Genomic DNA, 21,481 nt, shown 5'->3' with positions numbered 1-21,481 from the left:
ACGAGGGACTGCCCGAGGAGATCGCCGCCCAACTGCACGCGATCATCCGGATGTACGACGACGACGTCAGCAAACACGTGTTGCGGTCGAAGGCGAAGTTCGGTGCGCTGTTCGGCGACCACGGCGGCCGGCGACGGCGACGGTGGTCGCCGACGAAACGTGCGACCAGCGGCCGCAAGCGCGCCGATCCTGGACACCACCATATGGACGGCCAGGTCACCATAGATCGGCGCACTTCGACAATTCGCCGGCACTCCCGGCGCACGGGGCCGGCCGCGAGACTCGCGGCCGTGGCCCGACCGGTCAGGCCACGGCCTCGAACCAGAAGTACTGGTTCGGACTGCCGTTGGCAGGCCACTGCTCGAGCTGCGTACCCCAGTTGCCGGTGCCGCCCGGCACGTCGATCACCTGATGGCTGTAGGCGTTGCGCAGCACGTAAGCCGTGCCGGAATTGACCGGCTCCAGCGTCCATTCCTCGTAGTCGACGTCACCACAGACGTACTGGGTCAGCCGAGCGCCGGCCGAAGTGCTGGCACCGACGACGCTCAAGCACTTGCCGGTGCTGTAGTTGACGAGCCAGCTGCCGTAGGTCTTCCCGACCAGCGTCCACTCCTGGTTTTGGCCGCCGGTGATCGGCCACTGGATCACCGCGGCACCGCTGTCGGTGGACGATCCCGCCAGGTCGACGGCGAGCGTGGCCACGGTGGTGATGCGGTAGACCCTCGGCGCGGCGTGCGCGGGCAGAGCCGTACCGACGACAAGGGCGGCCGCGACGGCGGTGGCGGCGGCGAGCGTCCGGCCCTGGCGATGGATCAAGTGGCGCATGGGATTACTCCTAGTTCGGGTGCGGCCGGTGTTCGCACCGGCCACGGAACAAGAGCCGCTGCCGGATCGCTGTAGTACGCATAACTTTTGCCTTATGCTGCTGGGATGTTCGCCAGCGTCGACACCACCCGGCTGGCCGTCTTCCGTCAGGTCGTCACCTGTGGCTCGTTCACCGCAGCGGCCACCGCGCTCGGCATCAGCCAACCAGCGGTGTCGCAACACATCGCCCGGCTGGAACAGGAAGTCGGGATGCAACTGCTGGACCGCGCCGGCCGCAGGATGCAGATCACCTATCCCGGCAAGGTGCTGCTCCACCACACCGAAGGCCTGCTGAGCCATTTGCGGGAAGCGACAAGAGAACTGTCGGCGCTCGCCCAGCCGGACGGGGGCGAGGTGCGGATGGTGACGTTCCCCAGCGCGGCAGCCACGATCGTGCCGCCAGTCGTCGGCGCGTTCCGGCGTGCGCTGCCCAAGGCCAAGGTACTGCTCACCGAAGCCGATCCCGCGGTGGCGCTGCCCCGGCTCCTCGCGGGTGACGCCGATCTGGCACTGGTCTACGACTACCCAGGCGTCAGCGAGCCGCGCGACCCGCGGCTGCACTGGGAGGTCGTCGCCGACGACCGGATGGCGGTGGTCCTGCCTGCCGGGCACCGGCTCGCCGCCGCGCCCGAGGTGCCGCTGGGCGCACTGGCCGGCGAGCAGTGGATCGCCCCGAATCCCTGCCTGTGCCTGGACGCCTTCGTGAGCGCCTGCCGCGGTGCCCGGTTCAGCCCCGACATCGTGTCGATGTCCAACGACTACGCCGCCATGATCGGCCTGGTGTCGGCCGGGATCGGCGTCGCGGTGGTGCCCCGGATCATGGCGCTGGCGGCGCTTCCGGCCACGGTGGTGCTGCGCCCGTTGGGCGACGCCGGAATCAGCCGGAGCATCGCCGCGGTCACGCGGATGGCGGGCTACCAGCCGCCCGCCACCGACCGGCTGGTGACCACACTGCGCGAGGAACTCGCCGGGCTCGCCGCGCCGGGCCTGCAACTCGACGTCCCTGGTGTGATGCGGGACCGCTGAGCTTTGGCAGGGCTACCTCCCCAGGGCATGATCGCCAGCTGGTACGCGCTGCTGCCGAGGACCCCACCACGCCGACCGCCCGCGTCATCGCCCGCCGCGTCCGTCCACTGCGGACTGGGCCGTCCAGGCCGGCGGGTTGTCCTTCCATCCGGGCATACGTCCGACGGCGCCTGGCCGACGGCCTGATTGCGTGGCTCGTCGTCCACCGGTTCGCCGGCCGGGTGACGCCGTGGGTGGTGTGGCTGCTCGCCGTCGCCTACGCCCTCCTGATCGCCTGGCCCCGGGTGCACCTCGGGGTGTACTGGCCCACCGTCGTCCTCGGCAGCCGGGCGTTCGTCACGGCGTGGTTGTCCGGTGCCCTCGCCTGCAGCGGTCGGCGAACAACCGGTGCCGGCGACCACGGCAGAATCGGCGGAGTGAACGACGCCGCGATCACCTTCGGGCCTGCCCTCGTAGTGGTGCTCATCCTGCTCACCGTCGCCGGCGCCGCCGTCGTCCACTGGGGCGAGCTCGGGCAGGGCCGGGCCGTGCTGATCGCCGCCGCTCGGGCGGTCGCGCAGCTGGCCGCCGTGTCGCTGGTGATCACCGCCGTCCTGCGCTCCACTCCGCTCACCGGTCTGTTCGTCTTGTTGATGTTTGGCATCGCCGCGGTCACGTCTGCGCGCCGCGTCGGTACCTGGGCGAACCTGCCGTGGACGGCGCTGGCGATCGCGGCCGGCGTCGCGCCGGTGCTGGCGCTGGTGCTCGGCGCCGGGGTGGTCCCGCTGCGGCCGATCGCGGTCGTGCCGATCGCCGGCATCGTCATCGGCGGCGCGATGACCGCGACGTCGCAGGCCGCCCGCCGCGCGCTCGACGAACTCAAGGCCCGCCACGGGGAGTACGAAGCCGCACTTGCCCTGGGGTTCCTGCCGCGGCCCGCCGCGCTGGAGATCTGCCGCCCGTCGGCCGGGCACGCGCTGATCCCGGCGCTCGACCAGACCCGGACAGTCGGCTTGGTGACGCTCCCGGGCGCCTACGTCGGCGTGCTGCTCGGCGGCGCCGGGCCGATCCAGGCGGGCCTGACGCAGGTGCTGGTGCTGATCGGGCTGCTGGCCGCGGAGGCCGTCTCGATCCTGGTGACCGTGCAGCTCGTCGCGGCGGGCAAACTCAGCCGGGATGTGACGATCGAGAACGTGGGCGTCAGCCGTGACCGTGCTCACCGGCGTCGATTTCGTGGGGCTCGAAACCGTCGCCGCCGAAGCCGTGCACAGCGGCGAGAACGATCGCCGCGGCAATCATGAGCCCGACGAGGACAGTCACGATGATCAGCAGCCGGCGGCGGCCGGAGGCGGGTTCGGAGGCACGCCCGAGCAGAACCGCGAAGTCGGCGGCGACGTTCCGACGAGCGGCGGCCAAAACCGGCCGCCATCCTTGCGCCACCTCCGGCGAGGGGGCGGGCAGATCCGCGGTCACAGCGGCAAGTTCGTGCCGGAAGCGGCTTCCCTCGATTCGGCCAAGGCGGTCTTCGACCTCGTCCATCGTCAGCCTGCCCTCGCCGGCCGCTGCGTAGAGCGCGGCTCGGACCTGCTCACGTTCCGCATCCGAGCAGCGAATCCCGTCCGTGTCCGTGGGCAGCGTCGAACCAGCCGGATTTTCCTTCATCATTTCCTCCTTCGCTGCGGGTGAACCCTTGTTGCGAGATTAACCGTGAAAAACTGCGCTTGGCCCGGTCGAACGTTAATGTTCGATGAGAGTTGGCCACCCCTGCGTCACTCTCAACTACAGTTACCCTGTGTCATCACTATGGGGACGAAGGGGCGCCGAATGCACCTGGTGATCGTCGACGACGAGACGGCCGTCCAGAACTCGCTGTCCCGCACGCTGCGGTTCGAGGGCTACACCGTCTCGATCGCCGGCGACGGCGCGGCCGGACTCAAGCTGATCCGCGACGCAAGCCCCGACGGCGTGCTGCTCGATGTCACGATGCCGGTGCTCGGCGGCCTGGAGGTGTGCCGGGTGCTGCGGGCCGAAGGCAACACCGTGCCGGTCCTCATGCTGACCGCGCGTACCGCGGTGACCGACCGCGTCGCCGGGCTCGACGCCGGCGCCGACGACTACCTGGTCAAGCCGTTCGCGTTGCAGGAACTGCTGGCCCGGGTGCGCGCCTTGCTGCGCCGCACCGAGTACCACACCCCTCCCGCCCCGGTCGCCCCCGCGGCGCTGCGGTTCGCTGACGTGACCCTGGACCCCGCGACACGGGAGGTGTTCCGCGGCGACCGTCCCGTGCACCTGACCCGGACCGAGTTCGCGATGCTGGAGACGTTCCTGCGCCACCCGCGGATCGTGCTGACCCGGACGGTGATGTTCGAGCACGTGTGGGGCTACGACTTCGGCACCGCGTCCAACGGGCTCGACGTCTACGTCAGCTACCTGCGGCGCAAACTGGAGGCCGACCGCGAACCTCGGCTGCTGCACACGGTGCGCGGGGTCGGCTACGTCCTGCGTGAGGAGCCGCTGTGAAACGCCCTCGGTGGCACCGGCTTTCGCTGCGCGCGCGGCTCGGTGTCCTGGTGGCCGCCGCCGTCGCGATCGCCGTGGTGCTGGTGTCGGCGATTTCCTGGAGCATCACCCGCGCGGATCTCTTCGACCAGTTCGACGCCCGGCTGCAGTCCTACGCCCAGCTCGCGGCGAAGACCGCATCCCCGGCCGAAGCACTGGAAACGCTTCGCTCCACCGAGAACCGCGACGGACCCGGTCACGACGGCGGCCTGACCGTCCAGTTCCTGTCCCCCACCGGCGTCGTGACGGGCACAGCGGGTGCCAAGCCCTTCATCCCGTCCGGGGTGCCCGGCGCGCCGCCGGCCCCGGGCGAAGCCGGTCACGCGTCCGACGTCCGCCGGATCGACGGCGACCGGTACCGGATCTGGACGGCCCAGCGATCCGACGGCGGTACCGTCGAAGTAGCCCAGGACTCCGAAGACGTCGAGCACACGTTGACGCGGCTGGGGTTGTGGCTCGTGATCGTGTCACTGGCCGGGGTCGTCGGGGCGACGCTGGTGGGCCGGTTGATCGCCCGGTCGGCGCTGCGCCCGGTCGACGACCTGACCGCCGCGGCCGAGAACGTCGCCCGGACGCAGGAGCTTTCCGCGGCCATCGAAGTCACCGCGGCCGGAGAGATCGGCCGGCTCGCCACGGCGTTCAACGCGATGCTGGGCGCGTTGAGCCGCTCCCGCGACGAGCAACGGCGGCTGGTCGAGGACGCCGGCCACGAGCTGCGGACCCCGTTGACGAGCCTGCGCAACAACATCGAGCTGCTCATCCACGCCGAGGCGAACCCGCAGCGGCAGCTTTCGGCCGAGGACCGGTCGCGGCTGCTGGCCGACCTCGACACCCAGGCCGTCGAGCTGACCGCGCTGATCGGCGAGCTGGTCGACCTGTCCACCGGGGAACGGCCGAGCGAAGCGGCGGAATCCCTGGCGCTGGCCGACGTCGTCGGTTCGGCCGTCGAACGCACACGGTCGCGGTGGCCATCGGTGTCCTTCGACATCGAGCTGACCGACGCGGAGGTGCTCGTGCGCCCCGCAGCGCTCGAACGAGCCGTGCTGAACGTGCTCGACAACGCCGCGAAGTGGTCACCCCCAGGCGGGACTGTGCAAGTGACGATGTCCGTGACGCCCGACTCGACACGGGTTCGTGTCGACGACGAAGGCCCGGGCATCGCCGACGCCGATCTGCCGCATGTCTTCGAGCGGTTCTACCGGGCCGACGCCGCCCGCGCCCTGCCCGGCTCGGGCCTCGGACTGGCCATCGTCGACCAAGTGCTCACCCAGCACGGCGGCCGCGCCGAGGCCGGCCAGGCCGGCACCGGCGGCGCACGGTTCGACCTCGTCCTCCCGCTGACCGCTTCTTAGAGAAACCGAGCGCGATCTTCATCGAACTCTCATGGACGGCCAGCACCGTCTGAGGGGTGACTCCACGGACCACGCTTTCGCCCGCTCCGCTGGCGACGCTGACGCTGGTGATGGCTGCCGCCGCGCAGGCGATCATCGCCGGATTGACGTTCGGGTCCGCCGGCAACGTCGACCCGTGGCGTGACCCCGTCAGCGACTACGCGTGGCACAGCGGCGGCCGCGTGCTGTTCGCTGCAGCCATCCTGCTCCTTCTCGCTGCGGCCGCCGCTCTCGCTGTCGCGGCGCACCTCGCCGCGCTGCCCCGGACGCCGCTCGCCAGCACCCTCTTCGTGCTGTGGACGGCCGGGCTGGTCGTTGTCGTGCTGTTCCGGAGCAACCTCAGCGCGGCGGTCCCGACGACGTCCGGAGAGATCCACCGCATCGGCGGAGGGGTGCTGTTCGCCACCCTTCCCTCGTCGGCTTGGGCGTTGAGCACCCGGCTGCGGGGCCAACGTCGCTGGCTTCACGTGGCACCGGCGCTGCGTCGCGGCGCGGTCGCTGGAGTCGTGACCGCGGCGGCGTTCGGCGTCGCCCAGCTCGTCGGCCGGCTCCCGGCCGGCCTGCTGGAACGGGTCGCCTTGCTGGCCGAGTTCCTGATCATCGCCACGGTGGCGACCGCGCTGCGGCGGGCGGTCCGATGACCGCCCTGGCCGTTGCCTGCGCCCTGCTCGCCGCCGCTCTGTTCGCGGTGGCCGCCAACCGGCAGCACACCGAGGTCGCGGGCCTGGCCGTCGACGGCTCACCAGGGCTGCGCAGTCTGGCCCGGCTGCTGCGTTCGCCCGGGTGGTGGACCGGCACGGCCCTGGCCACCGGCGGCAGCCTGCTGCACGTGATCGCCTTGTCGTTGGCTCCCCTTTCGGTGGTCCAGCCACTCGGTGTGTTCAGCTTGGTCCTGACGGTCGTGTTCGCGAAGCGAGTCCGGAACCGTCGAGTGCTCTTCGCCGTCGTGCTCGTGGTGCTCGGCGTCACCGGCTTCGTGTCTCTCGCGGCATCTGCCGCACAGACCACGTCGATCTCCGCGGGCGCGGCCGAGGTGGTGGCCGCGACCGGGCTCGTGACCGCGGTGGCCGCCTGGTTCATCCGGGCGAGCTGCGCTGTCCTGGCCGCCGCGGCGGCCATCCTGTTCGGGCTCGGCTCAGCCGTCGTACACGCCGCCGTGTCGCAGCCGCCCGGCTCCGCGATCCTGCTCGGCGGGCAGGCATTGCTGCTCCTGGGTGCCGGCGGGGTGATCCTGCACCGCGCCTACGCCGCCGGGCCGACCGCCGTCGTCGTCGGCACCACGACCGTCCTCGATCCGCTGACCGCCGTCGCTGTCGCCGCCTTCGCCTACCGCGAAGTCCCCACGCTGACCGGTGCTGTCGCGGTGCCCGCGGCCGTCTCCGCACTTGTCGCTCTTGCCGGCGTGCGCGTGCTCGCCGGCGCCGTTCCGCACCACCGTCCCCGAGCCGAGGAGAACTCCGTGCCCAAGCACCCGTCCGGCCTTCGCATCCTGATCGGTGCCGACACCTTCCCGCCCAACATCAACGGCGCGTCGTTCTTCGCCGAGCGTTTGGCCCGCGGACTTGCCGCCCGCGGCCACGACGTCCACGTCGCCTGCCCATCCGCCCACGGCCCGTCGCACACCGAGGAGCGTGACGGCTACACCGTCCACCGGATCCGCTCCCAGGCCATCCCCTTCCACGGCGACTACCGGTTCTGCACGCCGGGCGGCGCCCGTAAGGAGGTCGGTCCGCTGCTGGACCGGCTGCGTCCCGACGTCGTCCACGTCCAGGCCCACTTCGGTGTCGGGCGTGCCCTCCTCGAGGCGGCTGCCGAACGCGAGCTTCCCGGCATGGCCACGAACCACTTCATGCCGGACAACCTGCTCGGCTACACGCCCTTCCCCCAGCGGGTCAAGAACGCGCTCGCCCGCTGGGCCTGGCGTGACCTGCTCAGCGTCTACCGCGACGCGCGCATCGTCACCACACCCACGCCGCGCGCCGCCGAAGTCCTCGCCGGAATCGGGTTCGACCGGCCGGTGCAGGTCGTCTCCTGCGGCATCGACCTCGCCCACTACGCCGCACCCGACGGGCGCACGGCCGACTGGCCGATGTCGGTGCTGTTCGTCGGCCGCCTGGACGCGGAGAAGAACATCGACCAGCTGCTGCGCGCCCTCGTCCCGCTGCCACACGTCCACGCGGACCTCGTCGGCGACGGCACCCGCCGCCACGAACTCGAGAACCTCGCCGCCGAACTGGGCATCGCCGGGCGGGTGACGTTCCACGGCTTCGTCCCCGACGCCGAACTCGTCCGCCGATACGCCGCCGCCGACGTCTTCTGCATGCCCGGCACCGCCGAGCTGCAAAGCCTCGCCACGATGGAAGCGATGGCCGCCGGCCTGCCCGTGATCGCCGCCGACGCGCTCGCCCTGCCACACCTGGTGCACCACGGCACCAACGGCTACCTCTTCCAGCCGGGCGCGATCACCACCCTTTCGCGGTGGATCGCCGACCTGGCCGCGGATCCCGACGCCCGCGCCAGGATGGGCGCGGCGTCGAGGGCCCTCGTCGCCCGCCACGACATCGACGAAGCGCTGGCCACTTTCGAGGCCCAGTACCGGATCCTGCTCGGCCTGCCCGCCCCGGCCATGGTCACCCAGACTGCGTAGTCCGCCGGAACCGGGTAAGCGCTCGGTCAACGTCGGTTGGTCGGGGGCTTACCCGGTTCCAGTGACAGTGCGACATGCCGAGGGCGAGCACGGTCAGCGCGTCGCACACCGCGGCCTCGGCGAGGACGCGTTCAGCGCAGAACTGGCCCGCCGGACTGCGGCACCCGCAGCTCCAGCCCGCCGCAGCAGACAGTCCTGAAACCTTGTCGTTCCAACTCCGCTGCCTTCCCCCGGATCACCGTGAAGGCCGGCCGACCCCACCCGCCGGGTTACGACGCAGATCCAGGCCGGCAATCAGGAGCGCGGCGGCCAGGGCGGCGAATCCGCACGACAGAACCACACTTTCACCCCGGAAGGGGATGAGGGTCTGCGCGGCCGCGAGCGCCAACCCGGTTCCGAGCAACAGCAGCGCAAAGCACAACCGGCGAGTGCTCGGCACGACGGCGATCCGGCCGACGCGGGCCATCAGCGCGCACAGACGGATCCCGGCGAAGCCGATCGTCGCCCAGTAGTAGCCGAGCAACAGGACGTGGACGATGCCATTGGGTTGGCCGATCAGGCCGCTGTGAGCGAGCAGGAAGAGAGCGACGAGCGCGAGAGCGGGCGCGGCGAGGGTACGGACCGCCGTGGCGGTCAGGCGCCCGAAGGCGTCGCGGCGTGGCGGTGGCAAAGGCGTAGCGAGCGCCAGCCCGATCAGGATCGGCGCGAGCCACGCGCTGGTGGTGAGGTGGCCGATGTTCGCGGTGAGCGAGGCGGGGCCGACGGCGCGCATCAGCAGCGCAGCCGTTGCGGTTACCGCAACGAGTGCGGTGGCCACGACGCGGCAGGTCTGCCCATGGGCCGTTTCCGGCCAATCACTCGGGTGCAGCCACAGCTTCACAGCTCCCACCACCGTGTCCAACCACGACCGCGGACCGGCCAGCTGCGCCTCGTGCACGATCTCGGTCCCCCACCGCTCACGGATCGCAGGCGGATAGAGCCGAGCCAGAAGTACGGGGATGTTCATGCCGGGGCGGCCCCCAGCGCGCGCAGGCCTGCCTGGGCGACCCGGGTCATCTGTTCGAGTTCTGCGCGCAGGGCCTCTCGTCCAGCCGGGGTGATGCGTACCGTGCGGTGCCGGTCTCGCGTGTCGGACGGCGCCGCGGCGGGTTCGACCAGCTTCCGGCCTTCCAGCCGGGCGAGTGCGCCGTACAGGCTGCCTGGTCCCAGCCGAGTCCCGGTCAGCTCCTCGATCGCGGCGTTGATCGCGTACCCGTGCAGCGGACGGCCCGCGAGCGCGGTCAGCACCAGCATCTGCGCGTCGTTGCTGTGCATGCATTCCTCCAATCCGACACGGCGATACTACGCACAACGATGCTACTTGTCGCGTAGTACGCGGCGTGTACTATCTCGGCGTGCACGACGTCACGCCGAGCAATCGAACACGCCGCCACCGGCTGCGCCGCAGGATCAAGGTCTTCTTCATCCTGGGGGTCGTGCTGGTGGTCGCGTCCGGCGGCTACGTCGGCTATGTCGCGATCCGGTCGGCGCAGCCGATCACCCTGCCCACCCCGACCGGTCCCTACCCGGTCGGCCGCACGGTCACCGAGTGGACCGACCACACCCGCACGGACCCGCTCGCCCCACAGCCGGGCATGTCACGAGAGTTGTCCGTCTGGCTGTGGTACCCCGCATCGCCCCATCCCGGCGCACAACCCGCACCCTATGCTCCGGGCGCCTGGGCCGGATTGCATCTGGGCGGCCTGCCCGGGTTGGGTGAGACCAGCTTCGAGGACGTCCACAACCACGCCTTCGCCGACGTTGCCGCCGCCACGGGTCGGTTCCCGGTCGTGGTCCTGGCGCCCGGCATGGGCTTCGCCGCGCCGCAATACACCACGCTCGCGGAAAACCTGGCCAGCCACGGATATGTCGTCGCCGGGGTCACCCCGACCTACAGCGCGAACCTCACCGTCCTCCACGGACAGCCGGTGTCCGCGACCGATGCCGGCAACCCTGCTCTCGACGCGAACAACCTGCACGTCGGCCAGCCCCAAGCGGACGGCGACCGACTGGCCGGCATCTGGGCAGCCGACACCCGCTTCGTCGCCACCCAAGCCGCGACGCTGGACATCAGCGGCCGGCTCGCCGGACATGTCAACGCCACCAAGACCGTCTATATCGGACATTCGTTCGGCGGCGCTGCCGCATTGGAGGCCTGCCGCTCCGACCCGCAGTGCGCCGGCGCGGCCGACCTCGACGGCACCCAGTACGGCTCGGTCGTCCACGGCGGACTCACCAAACCGATGATGCTCATCGGCAGCGAGAACTCCTGCATCACCGGAACGTGCCAACCGGCCACCCCCGGCGACCAGGCCGACCATGACACCGCCAACGCCCTGCTGACCGCCAGTGCCGGACCCACCTGGTGCTACCGGATCAAGAACGCCGAGCACTTCAACTTCAGCGATTACGGCAGCTACTACCTCGCCGCACCGATCCGCCCCCAGCTCGCACTCGGCACGATCGACGGCGCTGATGCGCTCACCATCACCAACGCTTACCTGACCGCCTTCGCCGACCATGTGACGCAGGGGCGTCCCGAACCCCTGCTGACCTACGCCACACCCGACACCCAGGTCGACGTCCAGCACACCCCGTCCTGAGCGTGCGGCAGGCGGTAAAGCCCGGCCGGCAGCATCATCAATAGGTTGATGATTCGGCGAACTTGCGTGGCGGCAAGCTCGAATGACGATCATGGCCAAGCTTCCTCAGCTCGAGGATCTTGGTCGCACTCTTCGTCGCGAGCGTGGCGACGCAATTGGCGGTGAAGACCTTCCACCCCGCGCTGTACTGGACGGTCATCCTCGCCACCAGCACGGCCGGCACAACCGGCTACTCGTTCGATGTGCAGACGATCAGTACCTTCAGGGGCGAACTGCTGTACTGGACCGCGATCCTGCTGTCCGACACCCTGGGCACGTCAGTAGGCGATTTCCTCGCCGACGACTCCGGTCTCGGCTTCGGTGGTAGTGCCCTGGCGATCAGCGGCGTTCTGCTGCTCGCGCTCGTTGCGATGCGTACGACCCGGCTCTCGCGGACTTTGCTGTTCTGGATCGCGTTCATCCTGACCCGCCCGCTCGGCGCGTCGGCAGGCGATTTCGTCAGCAAGCCGGTCACCGCGGGCGGCCTGGGCTACGGCACGATCGGGGCCTCCGTCCTGCTGGGCTCGGTCCCGGTCGCGCTGATCGGCTACACCTCATGGCAGCAGCGAAAGGCACCGATCAAAGAACTTGCCGGCTGACCGCAGCTCATCCGGCTGTCACACGGCCCTGGTCATTTCGGCGTTGGCGGGTGTGCATCGGCTCCCGGCGATGCACACCCGTCAGCGTGTTCAGCCGACCTTCTCGACCTTCGCGTTCCGGATGAGCTGCTTGCCCTGCTGGTGGATCTTGTTGAACGCCGTGTTGTTCAACAGCACACAGCTTCCGGACGTCGAGGTCACCGGCACGGTGACGGACTTGGCGTTGTCCAGGTTGGTGACCTTCAACATGGTGCCGACGGGGAACTGGTCACTGGATGCCGCGGGCGAGCCGCCTTCCCCGGAGAGAGTGACGGTCGATCCCGGGCAGACGACGTCGCCCGCGGCCGCCTGCGGCGACGCGCTGTCCATTTGGGCGCTGTCGGCGGCGACGCAGTCGGCTGCCACCGCTGCCGCCTGGTCCGCCGCGGCCTGGCCCGCACTGTCGGCAGCCTTCGCCTTGGCCTTCTGCTGGGCCTTCCCGTTCTGGTCGGTGGCCATGCCTTGCTGCCCCGCGGTGGGATCGGCCGCCGCACCGGCTTGGGCAACGCAGTTCAGGATGGCATCGCAGTTCTGGTTGGCGACGCTGTTCTGGTTCGCCATCCCCTGCTGATCGGCCATGCCGTTCTGGCTCGCCATGCCGTTTTGATTCGCCATGCCGTTCTGATGGGCCATGCCATTTTGGTCCGCCATGCCGTTCTGGTTGGCAGCGCCGTTCTGGTTCGCCATCCCCTGCCGGTCCGCCATGCCGTTCTGGCTCGCCATGCCGTTCTGGTCCGCCATGCCGTTCTGGTCCGCCATGCCGTTGACGTTCGCGGCCTCGGCAGCCTGCGCAACGCAGTCCTGAACGACCTGGCACGCCTGCTCGGCTGCCGCGTTCTGGTCAGCCGCCGCGGCCTGGCCCGCCATACCGTTCTGTTCGGCCATCCCCTGCTGGTCGGCCATCCCCTGCCCAGCAGCCTTGCTCTTCTTGCCGGACTTGCCTTTCTGGTTGGCCATGCCGTTCTGGTCGGCCATGCCGCCCTGAGCCATGCCGTTCTGCTCTGCCGCTCCAGCGCCGTTGGCCATCGCATTGTCGCCGGCCGCGGCCGTGACCGCGGCGCAGTCGGCGGCCGCCATGTTCGCCGCGACCTTCCCCTGACAGCCGGCGTCCTGGCGTCGTTGCTGGATCTGGTCGACCACCGCCTGCCGGTTGGCGACCCGGGACGCGGACTGCGCGTCCGGTGCCACCTGCTGACCTGCGATATAGGTGAGATTGTTCTGCAGCGCCGTGTCCAGGCCATTGCAGTTCTGCGTGGCCGCGTTGCTCGCCGGGCTGCTCAACGCGATCGCCGTCGCGGTCGCCCCCGCGACGGCCAACAGCGCGACGAGTCCGATCGTCGCCGGTTTGCGGTGTCGTCCAGCGGTGCGCACTCGGGGCATCAAGCCCCTCCTCTCAGGTCGCCACCTCACCACGGCACACGGCGGATCGACCTGAATGGTTCATGCGGATTATCGGTTGTCACCGGGAAAACTACTTGCTTGTCCACTATGGACCAAAGCGAAGCGCGCACAACACGCCGACCGGCAGTCCGCCGGTCACTTTCTGAATACCAGTGGCAAGGTTAGCCGGAAGTTAACGTACGCCCCGGGACCGTTAACCAGCGAGGCCGGCGCGGTAGGCGAGGATGACCAGCTGCACCCGGTCTCGGGCCGCGAGTTTGAGCATGAGGCGGCTGACGTGGGTCTTCGCGGTTCCCGTCGTGATGTGCAGCCGTTCGCCGATCTCGGCGTTGGAGAGCCCCTCGGCGACCAGGGTCAGCACTTCCCGTTCCCGGCCGGTGATCGCGGCCGGCAACCCGGCCGGCGACGCGGCGCGGGATGGCCGGGCGGCGAACTCGGCGATCAGCCTGCGGGTGACGCCGGGAGCCAGCAGCGCGTCCCCGGCGGCGACGGTCCGGATGGCGGTGAGCAGGTCCGCCGACGGCGTGTCCTTGAGCAGGAACCCGCTGGCTCCGCCGCGCAGGGCGGCGAAGACGTATTCGTCGAGGTCGAAGGTGGTGAGGATGAGCACCCGGACGTCCGCGGTCGCCGGCGACCCGGTGATCCGGCGGGTCGCTTCCAGGCCGTCCATCTCCGGCATGCGGATGTCCATGACCACGACGTCGGGACGCAGACCGCGGGCGAGCTGCACCGCTTCCGCCCCGGTCGCCGCCTCACCGACCACGGCGAGATCGGCCGCGGAACCCACGATCTCCCGGAAACCGGCCCGGACGAGTGCCTGGTCGTCGGCGATGAGCACCGTCGTCACGGGCACGCCGCCGACGGGAGCCGGACGAAGACACGGAACCCTCCGCCGGGCTGCGGGCCGGCGTGGCATTCGCCGCCGCACAGTTGCGCGCGCTCCCGGATCCCGACGAGGCCGTGCCCACCGGGTCGCGGCGAGCCGCCTTGCCCGTCGTCGAGGATGTCGATGGTGACCGCGTCCGGGCCGTAGCCGAGCAGCAGCCGGCAGGTCGGTGTCGCCGCGTGCTTGACGACGTTCGTCAGCGCCTCCTGCACGATCCGGTACGCCGACAGGTCCACGCCACGCGGCAGCGGCCGGGGTTCCCCGGTGACGGTCACCGCGACCTCGAGCCCGGCCGCGGCGGCGTGCGCCACGAGCCGGTCCAGGTCCCCGAGCCCGGGTGCCGGGCGGAGGGATCCGAGTGCGGACTCGGTGTCTGGCGCGCGCAGGATGCCCAGCATCCTGCGAAGTTCCCCGAGCGCGTCCCGGCCGGTGGTTTCGATGACGCCGAGCGCGGCCCCGGCCACCGCGGGCTTGCTGTCGAGAACCAGGCGGCCCATGTCGGCCTGGATGGTGATCACGCTCATGCTGTGGGCGACGACGTCGTGCAGATCCCGCGCGATCCGCAGCCGCTCCTCGGTCACGGTCCGCTGCACCGCCGCGTCGGCTTCGCGGTCACGTTGCCGGCGCAGGCTTTCCCGGTAGGCGCGCGCCTGCGCGGCCATCCGGCCCACGACCCAGCCCACGATCACGACCAGGCCGGGCAGCAGGACCGCCGGCCGCGGCCAGCTCCAGTGGCCCGTGTACACGGGGCCGGCCGCGGCGATCAGCAGCACGACCACGGCGAGCGCGCCGAGGCCGGTCCGGCGGGAACCCCGGGCGGCCAGCGAGTACGTCACCAGCGCCATCGGCACCGACGCGAGCGGCACCACCGGCACGACCGACGTGGCGAGCGTCAGGCCGAACAACGGCACCCCCACCACGAAGGCACCCAGCGGCGACCACCGGCGCAGCGCCAGCGGAACCGCGAGCAACGCCGCCCCCAGCAGTCCGGCGAAGGCCGCGGCTCGGCTGTCGGGACCGGCGTCGCTGTGGCCGCCCACCAGTGGCGCCGACCAGACGACGGCGACCGCGAGCGCGGCCAGCACGTCGAGCGCGAACCAGTGCGCCGGGCGCAGCCGGGCCGGCAGCGGTGGGCGTGGGTCGGTTCGCATGGTCCGACGCTAGCCCGCCGCGCCGGGGTCGCACATCATCCTCCCGGCCTACTCCCACGGGCATACGCCACGCGGTGCACGCCCCCGGCGCGATGCGCCCTCAGGCGGACCGGCGTCATCGTGGGAGGAGCTGAAAGCACGGCGAGGCAAGGAGATTCCTGATGATCACAGTCCACCGGCTCACCAAGAGCTACCGGGCGGGGCGGGCGGTCGACGACGTGACCTTCGAGGTCCGTCCCGGCCGGGTCACCGGGTTCCTCGGGCCCAACGGCGCGGGCAAGTCGAGCACGATCCGCATGATCCTCGGCCTGGACACCCCGACCAGCGGCCACGTGCTGGTCAACGGCAAGCCGTTCCGGGCGCTGGAGCGGCCGCTCCGCGAGGTCGGCGCGCTGCTGGACGCGACCGCGATCCACGGCGGGCGCAGTGCCCGTCACCACCTGCGGTGGCTGGCCCAGGCCGGCGGCGTCGCGCCCAGCCGAGTCGGCGAAGTTCTGGACCGGACCGGTCTGGCCGAGGTCCGCGACCGCCGGGTCAAGAGCTTCTCCCTCGGCATGAAGCAACGGCTCGGCATCGCGGCGGCCCTGCTCGGCGATCCCGGCGTGCTGATCTTCGACGAGCCGGTCAACGGGCTCGACCCGGACGGCGTGCACTGGGCCCGCCGGCTGTTCCGGTCCCTCGCCGAGGAGGGCCGCACCGTCCTGGTGTCCAGCCACCTGATGAGCGAAATGCAGCTCACCGCCGACCACGTCCTCGTCCTCGCCCGCGGCCGGCTGCTCGCCGACTGCGTTCTGGCCGACCTGGTCCGCTCCCACGCCGGCGGCGACGTGCTCGTCCGCACCGCACACCAGGCCGTGCTCGCGCCGCTGCTTTCCGCGCGCGGCGCGGCGGTGGCCTCGCACGGTGCGGACAGCCTCGTCGTCACCGGGCTGGAACCCACCGACATCGCGGGTATCGCCGCGGCACACGGCGTCGCACTCAGCGAACTGACACCCCGGCGAGCGTCGCTGGAGGACGTCTTTCGCGAACTCACCGAAGCCCACCTGCAATACCGCACCGACGCCCGTCAGGAGAACGCCCGATGACCACGATCCTGCCCCGCCGCGGCCTGCTCGCCGCCGAGTGGACCAAACTGCGCTCGGTCCGATCGACGCCGTTCATCTTGCTCGTCGCCACCATGGCCACCGTCACGATCGGCGTCGTCCAGGCCCGTTCGGCCGCGCAGGGCTGGGACAGCTGGTCCACACGCGACCGCACCGAATTCGACCCGGTCTTGGGCAGTTTCACCGGATTCCAGCTCGCCCAGTTCGCCTTCGCCCTCCTCGGCGTGCTCGCCGTCAGCACCGAATTCGGCACCGGAACGATCCGGCAGACCTTCATCACAGCACCCCGGCGTCACCAGGTGCTGACGGCCAAGCTCACCGTCGTCGGCGGCATCGCACTGGCCGCCGGACAAGCTCTCGCGTTCCTCACCTTCTTCGCCGGGCAGCTCGTCCTGGCGAGCAAACAGCTCGACGTCTCCCTCGCCGACCCCCACGTGGTGCGCGCGGTCCTGGGACAGGGCTTCTACCTCTTTGCCGTCGCACTGATCGGCGTCGGCATCGGCGCGGCGATTCGCCACACGGCCGGCGCCGTCGCGACGGTCACCGGGCTCCTGTTCCTCACGGTCATGGTGTTCAAAGCCTTCACCGGAGCAGAACCGAGCAACCTGACCCACTGGGCCCTCAGCAGCGCGGCCCAGGGACTGACCTGGACAACTGTGCCGGCCCCGGAATGGCCGTCGGCCGGCGAGGGACTACTTGTCTGCCTCACCTACCTGGCGGCCACCACCGGCCTGGCCGCGCTCTCACTTCGCAAACGGGACATCTGACTCCGGGACCGTTGCGTGCGCGGCTCGGTGGCGAGTCCGCTCATCGCCGACGCGCGCGCCCATCTCACGAGCGACTCTGCCGAGACCAGGACTGCCAAGGGCACCGCGCGCCCGCAACGATCCGGGGCGAGGCAGCGCACCCGTCGGCGGCGCCAGGTCCGCAGCCGGGCGACGGCGGGGGCCCCAGGGTGGCCTGGACCGCGTTCCGGAGTGCCGTGCTCCCGCGCCACCTTGCCCACCGGCGTGGGCGTCCTGGGCGATGCGCACCAGCACGCGGATTCGCGGTCGCGGCTTTACTCACAGCGCCGCCCGGGGTCACCGGCCTTCGGTGTCGCTCTCGCGCGTGGGCCTCGTGTCCCGGCGGCGGCTTCGCCACAGCTCCAGGAAGAGGGGGATCAAGGACACGACGACGATCACCGCGATGATCGGCAGCAGGTACTGGTCGATGCCGGGGACGCTCGCGCCGAGGAGATAGCCGGCGAGCGTCACCCCGATCGACCACACCAGGCCACCGAGTACCTGCCACGTGGTGAACGTCCGGGCCGGGACGGCCAGGATCCCGGCCATCGGGTTGAGCACGGTCCGCACCACCGGAATGAACCGGGCCAGGACGATCGCCTTCGCGTAGCCGTAGCGGCCGAGCAGCTCTTCGGCGCGTTCGACCCCGCGGTGCAGGTGCGGATTCCGGACACGCGCCAGCAGGGGCCGGCCGCCGCGGCGGCCGAGTACGAAGCCGACTTGAGCGCCGCTGAGCGCGCCCGCCACCGCGGCGAGCAGCACGACCGGCAACGAAAGGTGCACGGCGGCGGTGGCGCTCGTCGTGCAGAACAGCCCGGCGGTGAACAGCAGCGAATCACCCGGCAGGAAGAACCCGATCAACAAACCGGTCTCCGCGAAGAGCACCAGGAACACGCCCGCCGCGCCGAGATCGGCCAGCCAGGACGTCGCACTCAGCGGGTTCACGTCGACCACCACTGCCTCTCCACGACAACACCTGCCCCTTATTTCTACACGAACGTAGAAGTCGTCCGGACCGCAGCCGCCCTCAGCCGCGACGGGCGACGAAATCGCTTTACCGTCAAAGGCTTTTACCTTCCGCAAACCTTGCTCTTGCCGCACTCTCACCTTCGTCCACTTCGGACGGCAAGGTTTGCCTCACCTCTTTGAGGGCAGCCTTTCCTGAGTTACGGTCAGCGGGCCGCGTCCGTCTCGACACCTTCAGGAGCAGACCATGTCGCCCGCCCAGATCGCCCTGCTCGGCGCCGTCTCGGGGTTGACCATCTTCCTCGGCCTCCCGCTCGGCCGGCTGCGGGCGGAACTGCCGCGCACGAAGACGCTCCTCAACGGCACGGCCACGGGCATCCTGATCTTCCTGCTCTGGGACGTGCTCGCGCACGCGTGGGAACCGATCGACACCGGGCTGAGCCACGGCGAAATCGGTGCCGTGCTGGGAAACGGTGCGGTCCTGGCGGTCACCTTCGGCGCGGGGCTGCTCGGCTTGGTCCACTTCGACCAGGCCACCAGCCGCTCCGCGTCCCGCCGACGGGCCTTCGGCCCCGGCGCCGCCTCGGTCGGCGAGCTGAGCGCGCCGGCCGTCCGCGCCCCGGGCGCCCGGCTGGCCATGACGATCGCCGTCGGCATCGGGCTGCACAACTTCGCCGAAGGCCTCGCGATCGGCAATTCGGCCGCCGGGGGCGAACTGAGCCTGGCTGTGCTGCTGGTGATCGGGTTCGGCCTGCACAACGCCACCGAGGGCTTCGGCATCGTCGCCCCGCTGACCGGCAGCCGCCCGTCCTGGGGCTACCTCGCGCTGCTCGGCCTGATCGGCGGCGGTCCCACGTTCCTGGGCACCCTCGTCGGCCAGGCCTTCGTCAGCGACACCGTCTCGATCGCGTTCCTCGGCTTGGCCGCCGGGTCGATCCTCTACGTCGTGATCGAGCTGCTGTCAGTCGCCCGCAAGGCGAACCTCAAGATCATCACCACGTGGGGCCTGTTCCTCGGCCTCTTCCTCGGTTTCGCCACCGACGCGGTCATCACCGCCGCGGGGGCGTGACGCGCGCCGCCATCAGGCGGAAGCGGCCGCCGACTCGATCAACTGGCCCGCCCAGGGCGGCTGCCACCCGGAACCGATTCCGTGGCGGCCGTCCCGACCAGCCGGTGTAACCGTCCCGCCCGCCCCCGGATGACCAGCGCCGTCAACGGCCGCCGGAGCAGAAGGCCGCAGCAGGCCGCCGCCGCTCCGAGGATCGCGCCGGCAAGGATGTCGTGCGGGTAGTGCGCGCCCAGATACACCCGTGAGAAGGCGACGAGCACCGCGAAGGCGACGGCGAGCAGGCCGATCCGCCAGGCGACCAGCAGCAGCCCCACCGCCGCCGACACGGCGAGCGTCACGTGGTTGCTCGGGAACGAGTAGTCGGTGGCGAAGTCGCATGGCGCCACCGTCGGCACACCGGGATAACGCAGGCACGGCCGAGGCTCCTGCACCAGGACCTTCACCAGGTTGCTCAGGCCGTAGGCCAGCAGGACTCCCAGCGGAACCCACAGCGCCGCCGCCATCCCCGCCGCCGAGTTGCCGCGCCCTCGCCACCAGACCACCGCGGCGAGCACGGCCAGAAGCCCCAACCCGGCGTCGGTGTAGATCTCGAAGAAGCCGTGCAGCCACGGCGTCGACCGAGCGAAATCCACCACGTCGAGGTACCAGCCACCGTCGATGACTCCCCCGTCCATGTCAACGCCTCCTTCCCGCTATGCAGCGTTCACCAACTACTTCTACACGAGTGTAGATTGATTGGGTCGGCGAGGCGGGACCGGGAAGACGAGGACGGTATGATCGAAGCACGCGCAGTATCCAAACGCTACGGCGAGAAGACCGCCGTGGACGACCTCACCTTCACGGTGAAGCCCGGGGTGGTGACCGGTTTCCTCGGCCCGAACGGTGCCGGCAAGTCCACGACGATCCGGATGATCATGGGCCTGGACGCGCCGACGTCCGGCTCGGTCACCGTCAACGGCAAGCCCTACCACCGGCACGCCGCTCCCCTGCGCGAGGTCGGCGCGCTGCTCGAGGCGAAAGCGGTCCATACCGGGCGGTCGGCCTATAACCATCTCCTGGCGCTCGCCTTGACCACGGGCGTCCCGCGTCGCCGGGTCGACGAGGTGATCGACCTGGTGGGGCTGACCGATGTCGCACGCAAGCGCGTCGGCGGGTTCTCCCTCGGCATGGGCCAGCGCCTCGGAGTCGCCGCCGCACTGCTGGGCGATCCGGCGACACTCGTCCTTGACGAGCCGGTGAACGGCTTGGACCCGCAGGGCATCCTGTGGATCCGCACGTTGCTGCGCGGTCTCGCCGCGGAGGGCCGGACCGTGTTCGTGTCCTCGCACCTGATGAGCGAGATGGCGTTGACCGCCGAGCATCTGATCGTGATCGGCAAGGGAAGGCTGATCGCCGACACATCGGTGGATGAATTCGTCCGGCGCGCGTCGAGCAAGGTCGTGCGCGTGCGCACGCCGGAGGCCGCGCGGCTGCGCGCCCTGCTGACCGGTCCCGGTACCGGTGTCACGAGCGTGCAGCCCGACCTGCTCGAAGTCACCGGTCTCGACGGCGCCGAGATCGGCCGCGTGGCCTGCCGCGAGGCCATTCCGCTCGAAGAACTGACGCCCGTGCAGGCCTCGCTCGAGCAAGCGTTCATGGAACTCACCGACGACGCCCTCGAATACCGGGTCACTCCGGCGGCGGAAAGGCACGCGTCATGACCACGACCCTCTCCACGACGAGCGGAGCCACCTCTTCCCCGGCCGCGCCGCTGCCGGACGACCTGAAGGTCACCGGGGTCCGCGTCCTGCGGTCCGAATGGCTGAAGTTCCGCTCGCTGCGGTCGTCTCCGCTGGCCGTGGTCGTCGCCGTCGTCGGCATGATCGCGCTGGGCTGGGTCTTCTCGGCCGCCGACGCGAGCCGCTGGCCGGTCATGCGGCCGCAGGCCAGGCTGCGCTTCGACCCGACCGACGTCAGCATCCGCGGTTACGTCCTCGCCCAGCTGGTGATCGGCGTTCTGGGCGTGCTCGTCGTCTCCGGCGAGTACGGCACCGGAATGATCCGGGCGACCTTCTCCGCGGCGCCCACCAGGTTGCCGGTGCTGTGGGCGAAGCTCGCGATCTTCGCGGTCGTCTCGTTCGTCGTCGGCACGGTCAGCTCGTTCGCCGCGTTCCTCGGCGGCCAGGCTTTCCTCAGCTCCCAACACATCGAGACGACGCTGTCGGCGCCCGGGGTCTTCCGCGCGGTGTTCGGCGTCGGCCTGTACTTGACGGTCGCGGGCATGCTCGGCGTCGCACTCGGCTGGCTCATCCGACACACCGCGGGCGCGATCGCGACGCTGTTCGGCCTGTAGCTG

23 protein-coding genes are annotated in these 21,481 nt (G+C 70.5%); 13 read left to right on the top strand and 10 right to left on the bottom strand.

The window, feature by feature from the left end; genetic code table 11:
* Nucleotides 1-197 (bottom strand): hypothetical protein (locus tag ACFVYA_RS36410; protein WP_387051547.1); only part of this gene is annotated, 197 nt, incomplete at its 3' end.
* A gap of 106 nt (nucleotides 198-303) precedes the next feature.
* A complete protein-coding gene (locus ACFVYA_RS36405; RefSeq protein WP_387051546.1) occupies nucleotides 304-825 on the bottom strand; it encodes an RICIN domain-containing protein in 522 nt (173 codons plus the stop codon).
* Between the two features lie 105 nt (nucleotides 826-930).
* Between ACFVYA_RS36405 and ACFVYA_RS36400 the strand changes: the two genes are divergently transcribed.
* The gene (locus ACFVYA_RS36400) at nucleotides 931-1,890 is read left to right on the top strand and encodes a LysR family transcriptional regulator (RefSeq protein ID WP_387051544.1); all 960 of its coding nucleotides are present in this window, start codon (nucleotides 931-933) and stop codon (nucleotides 1,888-1,890) included.
* 416 nt (nucleotides 1,891-2,306) lie between these two features.
* Nucleotides 2,307-3,170, top strand: coding sequence for an ABC transporter permease (locus ACFVYA_RS36395; RefSeq protein ID WP_387051554.1), 864 nt, complete (start codon nucleotides 2,307-2,309; stop codon nucleotides 3,168-3,170).
* Here the strand turns inward: ACFVYA_RS36395 and ACFVYA_RS36390 are convergent.
* Complete coding sequence (locus ACFVYA_RS36390; RefSeq protein WP_387051543.1) at nucleotides 3,070-3,531, bottom strand: DUF1707 domain-containing protein; 462 nt, start codon at nucleotides 3,529-3,531, stop codon at nucleotides 3,070-3,072. The two genes, ACFVYA_RS36395 and ACFVYA_RS36390, sit on opposite strands and share 101 nt — an antisense overlap.
* Before the next feature lie 162 nt (nucleotides 3,532-3,693).
* On the opposite strand from ACFVYA_RS36390, the gene ACFVYA_RS36385 reads away from it, so the two are divergent.
* Genes ACFVYA_RS36385 through ACFVYA_RS36370 form a run of 4 tightly spaced genes read left to right on the top strand, consistent with a single transcriptional unit; the run spans nucleotide 3,694 to nucleotide 8,466 of the window.
* Nucleotides 3,694-4,389 carry a response regulator transcription factor gene (locus ACFVYA_RS36385; RefSeq protein ID WP_387051541.1) on the top strand — a complete coding sequence of 232 codons (696 nt, stop codon included), beginning with the start codon at nucleotides 3,694-3,696 and terminating at the stop codon, nucleotides 4,387-4,389.
* Entirely contained in the window at nucleotides 4,386-5,780 is a 1,395-nt protein-coding gene (locus ACFVYA_RS36380; protein ID WP_387051539.1) for an ATP-binding protein, read from the top strand. The genes ACFVYA_RS36385 and ACFVYA_RS36380 overlap by 4 nt, the downstream gene beginning before the upstream one ends.
* A 56-nt stretch (nucleotides 5,781-5,836) precedes the next feature.
* Nucleotides 5,837-6,460: a DUF998 domain-containing protein gene (locus tag ACFVYA_RS36375; RefSeq protein WP_387051538.1), complete on the top strand. Its 624-nt coding sequence runs from the start codon at nucleotides 5,837-5,839 to the stop codon at nucleotides 6,458-6,460.
* Nucleotides 6,457-8,466, top strand: coding sequence for a glycosyltransferase family 4 protein (locus tag ACFVYA_RS36370; RefSeq protein WP_387051536.1), 2,010 nt, complete (start codon nucleotides 6,457-6,459; stop codon nucleotides 8,464-8,466). Before ACFVYA_RS36375 ends, ACFVYA_RS36370 begins: the two co-directional genes overlap by 4 nt.
* Before the next feature lie 235 nt (nucleotides 8,467-8,701).
* Here ACFVYA_RS36370 and ACFVYA_RS36365 read toward each other — a convergent pair whose 3' ends face one another.
* Entirely contained in the window at nucleotides 8,702-9,346 is a 645-nt protein-coding gene (locus ACFVYA_RS36365) for a hypothetical protein (protein WP_387051534.1), read from the bottom strand.
* Between the two features lie 122 nt (nucleotides 9,347-9,468).
* The gene (locus ACFVYA_RS36360; protein WP_387051533.1) at nucleotides 9,469-9,780 is read right to left on the bottom strand and encodes a PadR family transcriptional regulator; all 312 of its coding nucleotides are present in this window, start codon (nucleotides 9,778-9,780) and stop codon (nucleotides 9,469-9,471) included.
* 80 nt (nucleotides 9,781-9,860) lie between these two features.
* Between ACFVYA_RS36360 and ACFVYA_RS36355 the strand changes: the two genes are divergently transcribed.
* Nucleotides 9,861-11,108: an alpha/beta hydrolase family protein gene (locus ACFVYA_RS36355; protein WP_387051531.1), complete on the top strand. Its 1,248-nt coding sequence runs from the start codon at nucleotides 9,861-9,863 to the stop codon at nucleotides 11,106-11,108.
* A gap of 119 nt (nucleotides 11,109-11,227) precedes the next feature.
* Nucleotides 11,228-11,746, top strand: a complete 519-nt coding sequence (locus tag ACFVYA_RS36350; RefSeq protein WP_387051529.1) for a hypothetical protein — start codon at nucleotides 11,228-11,230, stop codon at nucleotides 11,744-11,746.
* Nucleotides 11,747-11,836: 90 nt separating this feature from the next.
* On the opposite strand, the gene ACFVYA_RS36345 is transcribed toward ACFVYA_RS36350, so the two are convergent.
* The 3 genes from ACFVYA_RS36345 to ACFVYA_RS36335 form a co-directional block, all read right to left on the bottom strand.
* On the bottom strand, nucleotides 11,837-13,165 hold the full coding sequence (locus ACFVYA_RS36345) for a hypothetical protein (RefSeq protein WP_387051527.1): 1,329 nt from the start codon (nucleotides 13,163-13,165) through the stop codon (nucleotides 11,837-11,839).
* A gap of 214 nt (nucleotides 13,166-13,379) precedes the next feature.
* Nucleotides 13,380-14,033 (bottom strand): response regulator, encoded by a 654-nt coding sequence (locus ACFVYA_RS36340; RefSeq protein WP_387051552.1) that lies wholly within the window; start codon nucleotides 14,031-14,033, stop codon nucleotides 13,380-13,382.
* The gene (locus ACFVYA_RS36335) at nucleotides 14,030-15,223 is read right to left on the bottom strand and encodes a sensor histidine kinase (protein WP_387051525.1); all 1,194 of its coding nucleotides are present in this window, start codon (nucleotides 15,221-15,223) and stop codon (nucleotides 14,030-14,032) included. The genes ACFVYA_RS36340 and ACFVYA_RS36335 overlap by 4 nt, the downstream gene beginning before the upstream one ends.
* A 161-nt stretch (nucleotides 15,224-15,384) precedes the next feature.
* Between ACFVYA_RS36335 and ACFVYA_RS36330 the strand changes: the two genes are divergently transcribed.
* Nucleotides 15,385-16,308, top strand: a complete 924-nt coding sequence (locus tag ACFVYA_RS36330) for an ATP-binding cassette domain-containing protein (RefSeq protein ID WP_387051523.1) — start codon at nucleotides 15,385-15,387, stop codon at nucleotides 16,306-16,308.
* Entirely contained in the window at nucleotides 16,305-17,093 is a 789-nt protein-coding gene (locus ACFVYA_RS36325) for an ABC transporter permease (protein WP_387051522.1), read from the top strand. The genes ACFVYA_RS36330 and ACFVYA_RS36325 overlap by 4 nt, the downstream gene beginning before the upstream one ends.
* Nucleotides 17,094-17,408: 315 nt before the next feature.
* Here ACFVYA_RS36325 and ACFVYA_RS36320 read toward each other — a convergent pair whose 3' ends face one another.
* Complete coding sequence (locus ACFVYA_RS36320; RefSeq protein WP_387051521.1) at nucleotides 17,409-18,068, bottom strand: DedA family protein; 660 nt, start codon at nucleotides 18,066-18,068, stop codon at nucleotides 17,409-17,411.
* Between the two features lie 256 nt (nucleotides 18,069-18,324).
* On the opposite strand from ACFVYA_RS36320, the gene ACFVYA_RS36315 reads away from it, so the two are divergent.
* Nucleotides 18,325-19,146, top strand: coding sequence for a ZIP family metal transporter (locus tag ACFVYA_RS36315; RefSeq protein ID WP_387051519.1), 822 nt, complete (start codon nucleotides 18,325-18,327; stop codon nucleotides 19,144-19,146).
* A 38-nt stretch (nucleotides 19,147-19,184) separates the two neighbouring features.
* Here the strand turns inward: ACFVYA_RS36315 and ACFVYA_RS36310 are convergent, their stop codons facing one another.
* On the bottom strand, nucleotides 19,185-19,820 hold the full coding sequence (locus tag ACFVYA_RS36310) for a phosphatase PAP2 family protein (protein WP_387051518.1): 636 nt from the start codon (nucleotides 19,818-19,820) through the stop codon (nucleotides 19,185-19,187).
* Nucleotides 19,821-19,919: 99 nt separating this feature from the next.
* Between ACFVYA_RS36310 and ACFVYA_RS36305 the strand changes: the two genes are divergently transcribed.
* Nucleotides 19,920-20,846 carry an ABC transporter ATP-binding protein gene (locus tag ACFVYA_RS36305; protein ID WP_387051516.1) on the top strand — a complete coding sequence of 309 codons (927 nt, stop codon included), beginning with the start codon at nucleotides 19,920-19,922 and terminating at the stop codon, nucleotides 20,844-20,846.
* Nucleotides 20,843-21,478 (top strand): ABC transporter permease, encoded by a 636-nt coding sequence (locus ACFVYA_RS36300; protein WP_387051514.1) that lies wholly within the window; start codon nucleotides 20,843-20,845, stop codon nucleotides 21,476-21,478. Before ACFVYA_RS36305 ends, ACFVYA_RS36300 begins: the two co-directional genes overlap by 4 nt.
* Nucleotides 21,479-21,481: the final 3 nt, after the last annotated feature.

Source organism: Amycolatopsis sp. NPDC058278, assembly GCF_042881395.1.
Lineage (GTDB): Bacteria > Actinomycetota > Actinomycetes > Mycobacteriales > Pseudonocardiaceae > Amycolatopsis.
The sequence above is the reverse complement of the archived record's forward strand: the minus strand, read 5'-3'. Positions and strand labels throughout refer to the sequence as shown.

Coding starts and splice junctions, on each gene's coding strand:
- ACFVYA_RS36405 (WP_387051546.1), bottom strand. CDS start 825: ATGCGCCACTTGATCCATCGCCAGGGCCGGACGCTCGCCGCCGCCACC.
- ACFVYA_RS36400 (WP_387051544.1), top strand. CDS start 931: ATGTTCGCCAGCGTCGACACCACCCGGCTGGCCGTCTTCCGTCAGGTC.
- ACFVYA_RS36390 (WP_387051543.1), bottom strand. CDS start 3,531: ATGAAGGAAAATCCGGCTGGTTCGACGCTGCCCACGGACACGGACGGG.
- ACFVYA_RS36385 (WP_387051541.1), top strand. CDS start 3,694: ATGCACCTGGTGATCGTCGACGACGAGACGGCCGTCCAGAACTCGCTG.
- ACFVYA_RS36370 (WP_387051536.1), top strand. CDS start 6,457: ATGACCGCCCTGGCCGTTGCCTGCGCCCTGCTCGCCGCCGCTCTGTTC.
- ACFVYA_RS36360 (WP_387051533.1), bottom strand. CDS start 9,780: ATGCACAGCAACGACGCGCAGATGCTGGTGCTGACCGCGCTCGCGGGC.
- ACFVYA_RS36345 (WP_387051527.1), bottom strand. CDS start 13,165: ATGCCCCGAGTGCGCACCGCTGGACGACACCGCAAACCGGCGACGATC.
- ACFVYA_RS36335 (WP_387051525.1), bottom strand. CDS start 15,223: ATGCGAACCGACCCACGCCCACCGCTGCCGGCCCGGCTGCGCCCGGCG.
- ACFVYA_RS36330 (WP_387051523.1), top strand. CDS start 15,385: ATGATCACAGTCCACCGGCTCACCAAGAGCTACCGGGCGGGGCGGGCG.
- ACFVYA_RS36325 (WP_387051522.1), top strand. CDS start 16,305: ATGACCACGATCCTGCCCCGCCGCGGCCTGCTCGCCGCCGAGTGGACC.
- ACFVYA_RS36315 (WP_387051519.1), top strand. CDS start 18,325: ATGTCGCCCGCCCAGATCGCCCTGCTCGGCGCCGTCTCGGGGTTGACC.
- ACFVYA_RS36310 (WP_387051518.1), bottom strand. CDS start 19,820: ATGGACGGGGGAGTCATCGACGGTGGCTGGTACCTCGACGTGGTGGAT.
- ACFVYA_RS36305 (WP_387051516.1), top strand. CDS start 19,920: ATGATCGAAGCACGCGCAGTATCCAAACGCTACGGCGAGAAGACCGCC.
- ACFVYA_RS36300 (WP_387051514.1), top strand. CDS start 20,843: ATGACCACGACCCTCTCCACGACGAGCGGAGCCACCTCTTCCCCGGCC.